Raw genomic sequence first — 13413 nt, 5'->3', positions numbered from 1 at the left:
TGATCTGACTGCCCCAATAAGCCCGAGGCCGAACGCAGGTATTGCGGAGCGGGTAAACCGGCAGGACGCCGGTTTAGCCGCGCCGGGCCATGGATGGCCCGTCGCGGCGGCCCGCGGAGCAATGCCGGAGTGAGGGAACACCGAGCCTAGGCGAGGTGCCGACAGGCGGGGCAGAGCGCTTTGGTTACTTTGCCGCTTTTGCAAAGTGACTCGCTGTAAGAGCGAAACCATAAGTAGCCGTTACCGCAGAAACGGATATGTACACAATCAAACCACCACAGCCTGCCGCACCTGCTTCTCCAGTTCAGCCTTCAACCCAGGCTCCAACTTAAGCTGCCGCGCCAACTCATCGAGGTAAGCCTTCTCCATGAAGTTCTCCTCATCCACCAACATCACACTGGCGATATACATCTCGGCGGCCAATTCCGGAGTACTGGCAGCACGAGCCACATCTGCCGGATCCAGCGGCTTGTTCAGCTCGGCATGTAACCACTGCTGCAACTCACGATCGTTATCCAGCTTCACAAACTCCCCTTCGATCAACGCCCGCTCACGCTCATCCACATGCCCGTCAGCCTTGGCCGCAGCCACCAGCGCCTTCAAAATCCCCTGGCTGTGCTGCTCGACCTGGGCCGGTGGCAACCGATCAATGGTCTGCGGCTCCCCTTGAGGCGCACTGGCCTGCTGCGCCTGCCAATTACCGTAGGCCTTGTAGGCAATCACCCCCAAAGCAGCCAACCCGCCATAGGTCAGCGCCTTGCCGCCAAACTTGCGGGCTTTCTTGTTGCCCAGCAACAAACCCATGGCGCCGGCCGCGAGGGCCCCACCACCGGCACCGCCAAGCAAGCTACCCAACCCGCCGCCACCCAGCAGTCCGCCAAGGGCACCCTTGTCATCTGACTTGCGCTGCCCGCCAGCCTTGTTCTGCAACATGTCCTGGCCGGATTTGAGCAGTTGATCGAGCAATCCACGGGTATTCATTCACAACCTCCAGAAACTCAAGTTCACAGGACCAATAGGCCCCCAGCGTAAAACTAAGTGCCAAAAACCCCCGATCTAGAGTGCTTCCAGATGTAACGCGCTTACCCCTCAATTAAAACGATATACACTCGAACAAATCTATAAAAACACCCCACTGGTAATTCCAGCATGATGACCTTGCGTCAAATCCGTCACTTCATCGCCGTGGCCGAGACCGGCTCAATCTCCGCCGCTGCCCAGACCGCCTTCATCTCCCAGTCCACCCTGACCCTGGCGATCCAGCAACTGGAACAGGAAATCGGCGTCAACCTGTTCAACCGCCACGCCAAGGGCATGACCCTGACCCACCAGGGCCACCAGTTCCTGCGCCAGGCGCACCTCATCCTCGCCACCGTCGACAACGCCAAGCGCAGCCTGCAACAGAGCACCGACCAGGTGGCCGGGCAGTTGATCATCGGCGTGACCAGCCTGGTCGCCGGCTACTACCTGGCGGACTTGCTTACCCGCTTCCAGCGCGCCTACCCCAATGTCGAAATCCGCGTGATGGAGGACGAACGCCCCTACATCGAACACCTGCTGGTCAGCGGTGAAATCGACGTCGGCGTGCTGATCCTCTCCAACCTCGAAGACCGCCACGCCCTGCAAACCGAAGTGCTCACCCACTCGCCCCACCGTTTATGGCTGCCCGCCCAGCACCCGCTGCTGGAACACGACAGCATCAACCTGGCGGATGTGGCGCGCGAGCCGCTGATTCAACTGAACGTCGACGAAATGGGCCACAACGCCCAACGCATGTGGACCGGCGCGGGGCTGCAACCTCGCGTCACCTTGCGCACCGCCTCGACGGAAGCCGTGCGAAGCCTGGTCGCCGCCGGACTGGGCGTGTCGATCCAGCCGGACATGACCTACCGCCCCTGGTCCCTGGAAGGCGACATCATCGAGGCCCGGCCGATTGCCGACCTCAGCCAGACCCTAGACGTGGGCCTGGCCTGGCGCCGGGGCACGGCGCGCCCGGCGCTGGTGGACCCATTCCTGACGGTGGCCCGCGAACAGCCCCACCCACGCAAGCCATCTATTTAATCGAATGCTGCTTTCAGTATTTAGTATTTGTTGACCTCGCGCCTGACCTCTAGTCTCTGCTCATCCCATAAGAGAAGGTCAGGCGCCTCGCACGAGAACAGCCATGACCACACAAGAAAAGAGATCGCGAAAAATGTCTGGCGCGCCCACACCGCTGCTCACTGCGTTGCTGATCGACGGCGAACTGGTCCCGGGCCAGGGGTTTGTCGAGCCGATCATCAACCCGGCCACCGGTGAAATCCTCACCCATATCGCCGAAGCCAGTACCGAGCAGGTCGAAGCCGCAATCCTCGCCGCCCACCGGGCCTTTGCCGGTTGGTCGCGGACCACGCCCCAGCAGCGTTCGAACATCCTCCTGGGCATCGCCGAGACAATCGAAAAACAAGCCGACTACCTCGCCCGCCTGGAATCGCTGAATTGCGGCAAGCCGCTGCACCTGGCACGTCAGGACGATTTGAGCGCGACCGTCGATGTGTTCCGTTTCTTCGCCGGCGCCGTGCGCTGCCAGACCGGGCAACTGAGCGGTGAATACCTGCCGGGCTACACCAGCATGGTGCGTCGCGATCCGATTGGCGTGGTGGCCTCCATTGCGCCGTGGAATTACCCGCTGATGATGGCCGCCTGGAAAATCGCCCCGGCCCTGGCGGCCGGTAATACCCTGGTGTTCAAGCCGTCGGAACATACCCCGCTGTCGATCCTGGCCCTGGCGCCCGTACTGAGCCAGTTGTTGCCGCGCGGGGTGATCAACATCCTGTGTGGCGGCGGCGAAGGGGTCGGCAGCCATTTGGTCAGCCACCCGAAGGTGCGCATGGTCTCGTTGACCGGCGATATCGTCACCGGGCAGAAGATCCTCCAGGCCGCCTCCAAGACACTCAAGCGCACGCACCTGGAGCTGGGCGGCAAGGCCCCGGTGATCGTGTGCAACGACGCCGACCTGCAAGCCGTGGTCGAAGGCGTGCGCGCCTACGGTTACTACAACGCCGGCCAGGACTGCACCGCCGCGTGCCGCATCTACGCCCAGGCCGGCATCCACGACAAATTGGTGGCCGAGCTCGGCGCCGCCGTCAGCAGCCTGCGGTTTGCCGGCAAGCGCGATGCCGACAACGAACTCGGCCCGCTGATCAGCACCCGCCAGCGCGACCGCGTCGCCAGTTTTGTCGAACGCGCCCTCGGCCAGCCGCATATCGAACGCATCACCGGCGCCGCCGTGCATTCCGGTGCTGGCTTCTTCTACCAGCCAACCTTGCTGGCCGGTTGTAAACAGAATGATGAAATCGTGCAGCGCGAAGTGTTCGGCCCGGTGGTCACCGTGACCCGCTTCGACGAGCTGGAACAGGCGGTGGACTGGGCCAACGACTCGGAATACGGCCTGGCCTCCTCCGTGTGGACCCAGAATCTGGACAAGGCGATGCAAGTGGCGTCGCGCCTGCAATACGGCTGCACCTGGATCAACAGTCATTTCATGCTGGTCAGCGAAATGCCCCACGGCGGCTTGAAGCGCTCGGGGTATGGCAAAGATCTGTCCAGCGATTCGCTACAGGACTACAGCGTGGTGCGGCACATCATGGCGCGCCACGGCCAGCATCTTTAAAACAACAACTACGCTCACGCACCACCTGCTGCAAAAACTGCCCCGACCATAATTAAAGAAGAGGGAACCCCCATGTCTGCGCACAAGACCGCTCTGCTCAGTGCCCTGACCACCGCGCTGCTGGCCAGTGTCAGCATCCAGGCCGCCGAACCGCTGAAGGCGGTGGGTGCCGGTGAAGGCCAGTTGGATATTGTCGCCTGGCCCGGCTATATCGAACGTGGCGAAAGCGACAAGAACTACGACTGGGTCACCGGTTTCGAGAAAGAGACCGGCTGCAAGGTCAACGTCAAGACCGCCGCCACCTCCGACGAGATGGTGAGCTTGATGGCCAAGGGCGGCTACGACCTGGTCACCGCATCCGGCGATGCCTCGCTGCGGTTGATCGTCGGCAAGCGCGTACAGCCGATCAACACCTCGCTGATTCCCAACTGGAAGAACATCGACCCGCGCCTGAAAGATGCGCCGTGGTACGTGGTCGGCCAGCAAACGTACGGCACGCCGTACCAGTGGGGCCCGAACGTGTTGATGTACAACACTAACGTGTTCAAGACCGCGCCCACCAGCTGGAACGTAGTGTTCGATGCGCAGAACCTGCCGGACGGCAAGCCGAACAAAGGCCGCGTGCAGGCCTATGACGGCCCGATCTACATCGCCGATGCGGCGCTGTACCTCAAGGCCACCAAGCCGGAACTGGGCATCCAGAGCCCGTACGAGCTGACCGAAACCCAGTACAAGGCCGTGCTCGACCTGTTGCGCGCCCAGCAGCCGTTGATCCACCGCTACTGGCATGACACCACCGTGCAGATGAGCGACTTCAAGAACGAAGGCGTGGTGGCCTCCAGCGCATGGCCGTATCAGGTCAACGGCCTGGTCAATGAGAAGCAGCCGATTGCCTCGACCATTCCGAAGGAAGGCGCCACCGGCTGGGCGGATACCACCATGCTGCACACCGATGCCAAGCACCCGAACTGCGCCTACAAGTGGATGGACTGGTCGCTGCAGCCGAAGGTCCAGGGTGATGTGGCCTCGTGGTTCGGTTCGTTGCCGGCGGTTCCCGCGGCGTGCAAGGAAAGCGAACTGCTGGGCGCCGAGGGTTGCAAGACCAACGGTTTCGACCAGTTCGAGAAGATCGCCTTCTGGAAAACCCCGCAGGCTGAAGGCGGCAAGTTCGTGCCGTACAGCCGCTGGACCCAGGATTACATCGCGATCATGGGCGGGCGCTAAGCACTCCCTAGTTGATCGTTCCCACGCTCCGCGTGGGAATGCCTCCTGTGACGCTCCGCGTCACGACTTTAAGGGCGGACGCGGAGCGTCCAGCGCTGCATTCCCACGCAGAGCGTGGGAACGATCACGTCTACCTCCGATTTAATTTTTACAAGACGCGCCTTTTTGGAGCACCGCACCATGACGCTTGCAGTCCAATTCACCCACGTTTCCCGTCAGTTCGGCGAAGTGAAAGCCGTTGACCGGGTTTCCATCGATATCCAGGACGGCGAGTTCTTTTCCATGCTCGGCCCTTCCGGCTCGGGCAAGACCACGTGCCTGCGCCTGATCGCCGGGTTCGAGCAACCCAGTGCCGGCTCCATCCGCATCCACGGTGAGGAAGCCGCCGGCTTGCCGCCGTATCAGCGCGACGTGAACACTGTGTTCCAGGATTACGCGCTGTTCCCCCACATGAACGTGCGGGACAACGTGGCCTACGGCCTGAAAGTCAAAGGCGTGGGCAAGACCGAACGCCTCAACCGCGCCGAAGAAGCGCTGGGCATGGTCGCCCTCGGCGGTTACGGCGACCGCAAGCCGGTGCAACTCTCCGGCGGCCAGCGTCAACGTGTGGCCCTGGCCCGCGCACTGGTCAATCGTCCGCGCGTATTGCTGCTGGATGAGCCCCTCGGCGCTCTCGACCTGAAGCTGCGCGAACAGATGCAAAGCGAGCTGAAGAAACTGCAACGCCAACTTGGCATCACCTTCATCTTCGTCACCCACGACCAGACCGAAGCACTGTCGATGTCCGACCGTGTGGCCGTATTCAACAAGGGCCGCATCGAACAGGTCGACACCCCGCGCAACCTGTACATGAAGCCCGCCACCACCTTCGTCGCGGAATTCGTCGGCACCTCCAACGTGATTCGCGGCGAATTGGCGCAACGCTTGAGCGGTAACCCGCAGCCGTTCTCGATCCGCCCGGAACACGTGCGCTTCGCCGAAGGCCCGCTGGGCAGCGGCGAGGTGGAAGTCAGCGGCCTGCTGCATGACATCCAGTACCAGGGCAGCGCCACCCGCTACGAACTGAAACTGGAAAACGGCCAGGCCCTGAACATCAGCCAGGCCAACAACCAATGGCTGGACACCACCGCCGGGCATCAAGTCGGCCAGTCCATCACCGCGCGCTGGGCGCGGGAAGCCATGACGCCGTTGACCGACATCGCAGGCGAGGTGTGACATGAGCCTGGCCCTGTCCCAACCCCCGATGCGCAGGTTTTCCAACCTGCTGTACAAGAAGCCCAACCTGTACCTGTCGCTGCTGCTCGTGCCGCCGCTGATCTGGTTCGGCGCGATCTATTTGGGGTCGCTGCTGACCTTGCTGTGGCAAGGCTTCTATACGTTCGATGACTTCACCATGGCGGTCACCCCGGACCTGACCCTGGCCAACTTTGCCGCGCTGTTCCAGCCGTCGAACTTCGACATCATCGTGCGCACCTTGAGCATGGCGGTGGTGGTGTCCATCGCCAGTGCCATCGTCGCGTTCCCGATCGCCTACTACATGGCGCGCTACACCACCGGCAAGACCAAGGCGTTTTTCTACATCGCGGTGATGATGCCGATGTGGGCCAGCTACATCGTCAAGGCCTACGCCTGGACCCTGCTGCTGGCCAAGGGCGGCGTGGCGCAGTGGTTCGTGCAGCACCTGGGCCTGGAGCCGGCGCTGCAATTCATCATGGGCATTCCCGGCGTGGGCGGCAGCACCTTGAGCACCTCGCACCTGGGGCGGTTCATGGTGTTTGTGTACATCTGGCTGCCGTTCATGATTCTGCCGATCCAGGCCTCGCTGGAGCGTTTGCCGCCATCGTTGCTGCAGGCCTCGGCAGACCTCGGCGCCAAGCCGCGCCAGACCTTCATGCAGGTGATTCTGCCGCTGTCGGTGCCGGGGATCGCGGCGGGTTCGATCTTTACGTTCTCGCTGACCCTGGGCGACTTCATCGTGCCGCAACTGGTGGGCCCGCCGGGTTACTTCGTCGGCGGCATGGTGTACGCGCAACAAGGCGCTATCGGCAACATGCCCATGGCCGCGGCGTTCACTCTGGTGCCGATCGTGCTGATCGCGGTTTACCTGTCCATCGTCAAACGTCTGGGGGCCTTCGATGCACTCTGAAAAAGCCTCACTCAGTCTAAAAATCGCGGCTTGGAGCGGGTTGGTTTTCCTGCACTTCCCGATCCTGATCATCTTCCTCTACGCCTTCAACACCGAAGAGGCGGCGTTCAGCTTTCCACCCCAGGGCTTCACCCTGAAGTGGTTCAGCGTGGCCTTCTCGCGGCCGGACGTATTGGAAGCAATCAAGCTGTCGCTGCAAATCGCGGCCATCGCCACGCTGATTGCGATGGTGCTCGGCACCCTGGCCTCGGCGGCGTTGTATCGCCGGGAGTTCTTCGGCAAGCAAGGCATCTCGCTGATGCTGATCCTGCCGATTGCACTGCCGGGGATCATCACCGGTATCGCGTTGCTGGCGACCTTCAAGACCCTGGGGATTGAGCCGGGGATGTTCACCATCATCGTCGGCCACGCGACCTTCTGCGTGGTGATCGTCTACAACAACGTGATCGCCCGCCTGCGCCGCACCTCCCACAGCCTGATCGAAGCCTCGATGGACCTGGGCGCCGACGGCTGGCAGACCTTCCGCTACATCATCATGCCCAACCTCGGCTCGGCGTTGCTGGCCGGCGGCATGCTGGCGTTCGCGCTGTCGTTCGACGAAATCATCGTCACCACCTTCACCGCCGGCCACGAGCGCACCTTGCCGCTGTGGCTGCTCAACCAGTTGAGCCGGCCACGGGATGTGCCGGTGACCAACGTGGTGGCGATGCTGGTGATGATCGTGACGATGTTCCCGATCCTGGGTGCCTATTACCTGACCCGCGGCGGCGAAAGCGTGGCCGGTAGTGGCGGTAAATAACTGACAACACATTGCCACTGAAGGAATGAGATTCAAATGTGGGAGCGGGCTTGCTCGCTCCCACACTTGAACCGGTTTCGGCAGGGGAAACGATGCAGCTTTAAGAGGACTGAACCATGCAAACCAAACTGCTGATCAACGGCCATCTGGTCGAAGGCGAAGGCCCGGCGCAGCCGGTGTTCAACCCGGCGTTGGGTCGGGTACTGGTGGAAATCAAGGAAGCCAGCGAAGCCCAGGTCGACGCCGCGGTGCGTGCTGCCGACAGCGCTTTTGAAGGCTGGTCGCAAACGCCACCGAAGGATCGCTCGCTGCTGCTGCTCAAACTCGCCGACGCCATCGAAGCCCACGGCGCAGAGCTGGCAAAGCTTGAGTCGGACAACTGCGGCAAACCCTACAGCGCCGCGCTGAACGACGAGATCCCGGCGGTGGCCGATGTGTTCCGCTTCTTCGCCGGCGCCAGCCGCTGCATGAGCGGTTCGGCCGGCGGCGAGTACCTGCCGGGCCACACCTCGATGATCCGCCGTGACCCGGTGGGCGTAATTGCCTCCATCGCGCCGTGGAACTACCCGCTGATGATGGTCGCCTGGAAAATCGCCCCGGCCCTGGCCGCCGGTAATACCGTGGTGCTCAAGCCTTCGGAACAAACCCCGCTGACCGCGCTGCGCCTGGTGGAACTGGCCGCTGAAATTTTCCCGGCCGGTGTACTCAACCTGGTGTTTGGCCGTGGGCCAACCGTGGGCAGCCCGCTGGTGAATCACCCGAAAGTGCGCATGGTGTCGCTGACGGGTTCGATTGCCACCGGGGCCAATATCATTTCCAGCACTGCCGACAGCGTCAAACGCATGCACATGGAACTGGGCGGCAAGGCGCCGGTGATCATCTTCAACGACGCCGATATCGACGCGGCGGTGGAAGGCATTCGCACCTTCGGCTTCTACAACGCCGGGCAGGATTGCACCGCTGCGTGCCGGATTTATGCACAGGCCGATATCTACGACACGTTCGTCGAAAAGCTCGGCGCGGCGGTTGCCAGCATCAAATACGGTTTGCAGGATGACCCGGCCACCGAGCTGGGCCCGCTGATCACCGCACAGCACCGTGACCGTGTGGCCGGGTTTGTGGAGCGTGCCGTGGCGCAATCCCATATCCGCCTGATCACGGGTGGCAAGGCGGTGGAAGGCAACGGGTTCTTCTTTGAGCCGACGGTGTTGGCCGACGCGCAGCAGGACGATGAAATCGTGCGCCGCGAAGTGTTCGGGCCAGTAGTGTCGGTAACCAAATTCAACGACGAGGCCCAGGTATTGGCCTGGGCCAACGATTCGGACTACGGCCTGGCCTCTTCCGTGTGGACCGCCGATGTCGGCCGCGCCCATCGCCTGGCTGCACGGTTGCAGTACGGCTGCACCTGGGTGAACACCCACTTCATGCTGGTCAGCGAAATGCCCCATGGCGGTCAGAAACTGTCCGGCTACGGCAAGGACATGTCCATGTACGGCCTGGAGGACTACACCACGGTTCGCCATGTGATGTTCAAGCACTGACCCCTTACCCCTGTCGAAGCGAGCTCACTGTGGCGAGGGAGCTTGCTCCCGCTGTAGTGCGAGGTGCTCCCAGGTTTTTTGGGGCCGCTACGCAGCCCAGCGGGAGCAAGCTCCCTCGCCACAACAGCCGGCTCCTGCAGGGATCTCATAACAATAAATAATTCGCAGGTTCCCATGGACATCACCCGCCGCGACTTCCTCAACGGCGTCGCTATCACGATTGCCGCCGGTATGACCCCGCTGCAAATCCTCCAGGCCGCTCCCGATGGCCGCTACTACCCGCCCGCCCTCACCGGCTTGCGCGGCAGCCATGTCGGCTCATTCGAAGTTGCCCACCAGATGGGCTGGGAAAAGAAGGCCTTCGACACCGATAAACTGCCGATCACCGAAGACTACGACCTGGTGGTGGTCGGCGGTGGCTTGAGCGGTTTGTCGGCGGCGTGGTTCTACCGTGAGAAGCACCCGAAGGCGAAGATCCTGATCCTGGAGAACCACGACGACTTCGGCGGCCATGCCAAGCGCAATGAGTTCCAGGCCGGTGGCCGGCTGATCATCGGCTACGGCGGCAGCGAAGCGTTCCAGTCACCGAATCATCTTTACAGCAAGGAAGTAAACGGGCTGTTGAAAAAACTCGGGGTGAACATCAAGCGCTTCGAGACCGCCTTCGACCGCCAGTTCTACCCGGGCCTGGGTTTGTCCCGTGGGGTGTTCTTCGACAAGGAAAACTTTGGCGAAGACAAACTGGTGACCGGCGACCCGACGCCGATGGTCGCCGACGACATCGCCCCGGACCAGTTGCATGCGCGCTCCATCAGCGACTTCATCAATGATTTCCCGCTGCCGGAAACCGACCGTCAGGCGCTGATTGCCTTGCACGTCGCGCCCAAGGATTACCTGCCGGGCAAGACTGCCGAGGAAAAGGCCGAGTACCTCGCGACCACCAGCTACCGCGATTTCCTGCTCAAGAACGTAGGACTCTCGGAAGGCGCGGTGAAGTACTTCCAAAGCCGCACCAACGACTTCATGGCCTTGAGTATCGACGCGGTGGCGTCGGCTGATGCCTATAGCGTGGGTTTCCCTGGCTTCGGCGGAATGAACCTGGCACCGATCAGCGAAGAAGCCGCCGCAGAAATGGAAGAACCCTACATCTACCACTTCCCCGACGGCAACGCCTCGCTGGCACGCTTGCTGGTGCGCAGCCTGATTCCGGCAGTGGCACCGGGGCACACCATGGATGACATCGTGCTGGCGCCGTTTGACTACGCCAGGCTTGATCAGCCCAGGACGCCGGTGCGGGTGCGTTTGAACAGCACTGCGGTCAGTGTGCGTAACGTCGGTGACGGTGTGCACATCGGCTACAGCCGTGGCGGCCAACTCGCACAGGTACGCGGCAAACGCTGCATCCTGGCCTGCTACAACATGATGATCCCGTACCTGCTGCGCGATCTGCCGGCAGAACAAGCCCAGGCCCTGAGCCAGAACGTGAAGTACCCGCTGGTCTACACCAAAGTGGTGGTGCGCAACTGGACGTCGTTCCAGAAGCTGGGGGTGCACGAGATTTATGCAGCGACCCAGCCTTACAGCCGGATCAAGCTGGATTACCCGGTGAGCATGGGCGGCTACGAGCACCCGCGCGACCCGACGCAGCCGATTGGTTTGCACATGGTGTACGTGCCCACCAGCCCCAACAGCGGCATGAACGGCCGCGACCAGGCCCGCGCCGGGCGGGGCAAGTTGTATGGGCAGACATTTGAACAACTGGAAGCGCAACTGCGGGATCAGCTGCAGCGCATGCTCGGCCCGGGTGGCTTCAACCACCAGACCGACATTCTGGCGATCACTGTCAACCGTTGGTCACACGGCTATGCGACCTTCTCCAACAGCTTGTTTGACGATGCCGATGAAAGCGAAAAACTGAAGGACCTGGCGCGCCAGCCGGTGGGGCATGTGAGCATCGCCAACTCGGATGCCGCATGGAGCGCGTATGCCCATGCGGCGATTGATGAGGCATATCGAGCGGTAGGCGAAGTGGGCTGATCCCGGCGTTCCTGAAGAGGTTGTCGTGGCGAGGGAGCTTGCTCCCGCTGGGCTGCGCAGCAGCCCCAAACCAGGCGATCGAGATATCCCTGAAGGATCTCGATCGCCTGAGCTGGGGTCGCTTCGCGCCCTAACGGGAGCAAGCTCCCTCACCACACGGTTTCCACAGAAACGTCTTGTTTCATATGCAGCGCCATCAACCCGCCATCAATCATTTTTCCTTGCGCACCGAACCGCTTAAGCTATTTGGTATCTGTTTAATGTCCGTTGCGTTTGGCCGAAGGCATGTCCGAACCGTTTTCCTTGATCCAGCACGTGCCAGGAACGGCGCGGGATTGTTCACGACAGGTTGTATTTATGCACCGCAGGAATTTGCTCAAAGCGTCCATGGCCATCGCGGCTTACACCGGTCTGTCGGCCAGTGGCCTGCTGGCCGCCCAGGCCTGGGCGGGCAACCGCGCCGCTGATGGCGAGGCCCAGGCCTTCGATTTCGAGGCCCTGAAGATCCAGGCCAAGCAGTTGGCAAGCAATCGCTACCAGGACACCAAGCAGGTATTGCCGCCGACCCTGGCGACCATGACCCCGCAGAATTTCAACGCCATCGGCTACGACGGCAAGCATTCGCTGTGGAAAGAATTGAACGGCCAACTGGACGTGCAGTTCTTCCACGTCGGCATGGGCTTCAAGACGCCGGTGCGCATGTACAGCGTCGACCCGAAAACCCGCCAGGCCCGCGAGGTGCACTTCCGCCCTTCGCTGTTCAACTATGAAAAAACCACGGTAGACACCAAGCAGCTGACCGGTGACCTGGGTTTCTCCGGCTTCAAGCTGTTCAAGGCCCCGGAACTGGACCGCCACGACGTGCTGTCCTTCCTCGGCGCCAGCTACTTCCGTGCGGTTGATTCCACCGGCCAGTACGGCCTTTCCGCACGCGGCCTGGCCATCGACACCTACGCGAAAAAGCGCGAGGAATTCCCGGACTTCACCAAGTTCTGGTTCGAAACCCCGAACAAGGACAGCACCCGCTTCGTGGTCTACGCCCTGCTGGATTCGCCGAGCGCCACTGGTGCCTATCGCTTCGATATCGACTGCCAGGCCAACCAGGTGGTAATGGCCATCGACGCCCATATCAATGCGCGTACCGCCATCGAGCAACTGGGCATCGCACCGATGACCAGCATGTTCAGCTGCGGCACCGTTGAGCGGCGGATGTGCGACACCATTCACCCGCAAATCCACGACTCGGATCGCCTGGCCATGTGGCGCGGCAATGGCGAGTGGATCTGCCGCCCGCTGAACAACCCGGCTACCCTGCAATTCAACGCGTTTGCCGACACCGACCCGAAAGGCTTCGGCCTGGTGCAGACCGATCATGAGTTCGCCAGCTATCAGGACACGGTGGACTGGTACAGCAAACGCCCAAGCCTGTGGGTAGAACCTACAACCGCGTGGGGCGAAGGCTCTATCGATCTGCTGGAAATTCCTACAACCGGCGAGACCCTGGACAACATCGTGGCCTTCTGGACCCCGAAGAAGCCCGTCGCTGCCGGCGAATCCCTGAACTACGGCTACAAGCTCTACTGGAGCGCCCTGCCGCCGGTCAGCACGCCACTGGCGCAGGTCAATGCCACCCGTTCGGGCATGGGCGGTTTCACCGAAGGTTGGGCGCCGGGCGAGCACTACCCCGAAGTCTGGGCGCGGCGCTTTGCCGTGGACTTCAACGGCGGCGGGCTGGATCGTTTGCCTGAAGGCACCGGGATCGAGCCGGTGGTGACCTGCTCCCATGGTGAGGTCAAAGACTTCAGCGTGTTGGTACTGGATGCCATCAAGGGCTATCGAATTCTGTTTGACTGGTACCCGACCAGCGACAGCGTCGAGCCGGTTGAACTGCGGCTGTTCATCCGCACCCAGGACCGCACCTTGAGCGAAACCTGGCTGTACCAATACTTCCCACCTGCACCAGACAAGCGCAAGTACACCTGATACCGAACGTTCCCACGCTCGCGTGGGAACG

The 13413-nt window shown here is 61.9% G+C and carries 10 protein-coding genes; 9 read left to right on the top strand and 1 reads right to left on the bottom strand.

All coding sequences use genetic code 11. The annotated features are described in order from the left end of the window. Positions 1-267: 267 nt before the first annotated feature. The gene (locus HX818_RS16580; protein WP_177008139.1) at positions 268-981 is read right to left on the bottom strand and encodes a tellurite resistance TerB family protein; all 714 of its coding nucleotides are present in this window, start codon (positions 979-981) and stop codon (positions 268-270) included. A 168-nt stretch (positions 982-1149) separates the two neighbouring features. Between HX818_RS16580 and HX818_RS16575 the strand changes: the two genes are divergently transcribed. The 9 genes from HX818_RS16575 (at position 1150) to HX818_RS16535 (ending at position 13382) form a co-directional block, all read left to right on the top strand. Next, positions 1150-2061, top strand: a complete 912-nt coding sequence (locus HX818_RS16575) for a LysR family transcriptional regulator (RefSeq protein ID WP_003209548.1) — start codon at positions 1150-1152, stop codon at positions 2059-2061. A gap of 133 nt (positions 2062-2194) precedes the next feature. Next, positions 2195-3652 (top strand): gamma-aminobutyraldehyde dehydrogenase, encoded by a 1458-nt coding sequence (locus HX818_RS16570; RefSeq protein ID WP_003209549.1) that lies wholly within the window; start codon positions 2195-2197, stop codon positions 3650-3652. A 72-nt stretch (positions 3653-3724) separates the two neighbouring features. Then, positions 3725-4876, top strand: coding sequence for a putative ABC transporter substrate-binding protein YdcS (gene ydcS / locus HX818_RS16565; protein ID WP_003209550.1), 1152 nt, complete (start codon positions 3725-3727; stop codon positions 4874-4876). Between the two features lie 180 nt (positions 4877-5056). Beyond that, positions 5057-6091, top strand: coding sequence for an ABC transporter ATP-binding protein (locus tag HX818_RS16560; RefSeq protein ID WP_003209551.1), 1035 nt, complete (start codon positions 5057-5059; stop codon positions 6089-6091). 1 nt (position 6092) lies between these two features. Next, on the top strand, positions 6093-7022 hold the full coding sequence (locus HX818_RS16555) for an ABC transporter permease (protein ID WP_003209552.1): 930 nt from the start codon (positions 6093-6095) through the stop codon (positions 7020-7022). Continuing rightward, complete coding sequence (locus HX818_RS16550; RefSeq protein ID WP_177020424.1) at positions 7012-7821, top strand: ABC transporter permease; 810 nt, start codon at positions 7012-7014, stop codon at positions 7819-7821. Before HX818_RS16555 ends, HX818_RS16550 begins: the two co-directional genes overlap by 11 nt. Before the next feature lie 116 nt (positions 7822-7937). After that, positions 7938-9362 (top strand): gamma-aminobutyraldehyde dehydrogenase, encoded by a 1425-nt coding sequence (locus HX818_RS16545; RefSeq protein ID WP_008438218.1) that lies wholly within the window; start codon positions 7938-7940, stop codon positions 9360-9362. 174 nt (positions 9363-9536) lie between these two features. Beyond that, positions 9537-11399 carry an NAD(P)/FAD-dependent oxidoreductase gene (locus HX818_RS16540; protein WP_134325817.1) on the top strand — a complete coding sequence of 621 codons (1863 nt, stop codon included), beginning with the start codon at positions 9537-9539 and terminating at the stop codon, positions 11397-11399. 357 nt (positions 11400-11756) lie between these two features. Then, a complete protein-coding gene (locus HX818_RS16535) occupies positions 11757-13382 on the top strand; it encodes a glucan biosynthesis protein D (protein WP_023659126.1) in 1626 nt (541 codons plus the stop codon). Positions 13383-13413 lie beyond the last annotated feature (31 nt).

This window comes from Pseudomonas sp. F9001 (assembly GCF_013385435.1).
Lineage (GTDB): Bacteria > Pseudomonadota > Gammaproteobacteria > Pseudomonadales > Pseudomonadaceae > Aquipseudomonas.
The sequence above is the reverse complement of the archived record's forward strand: the minus strand, read 5'-3'. Positions and strand labels throughout refer to the sequence as shown.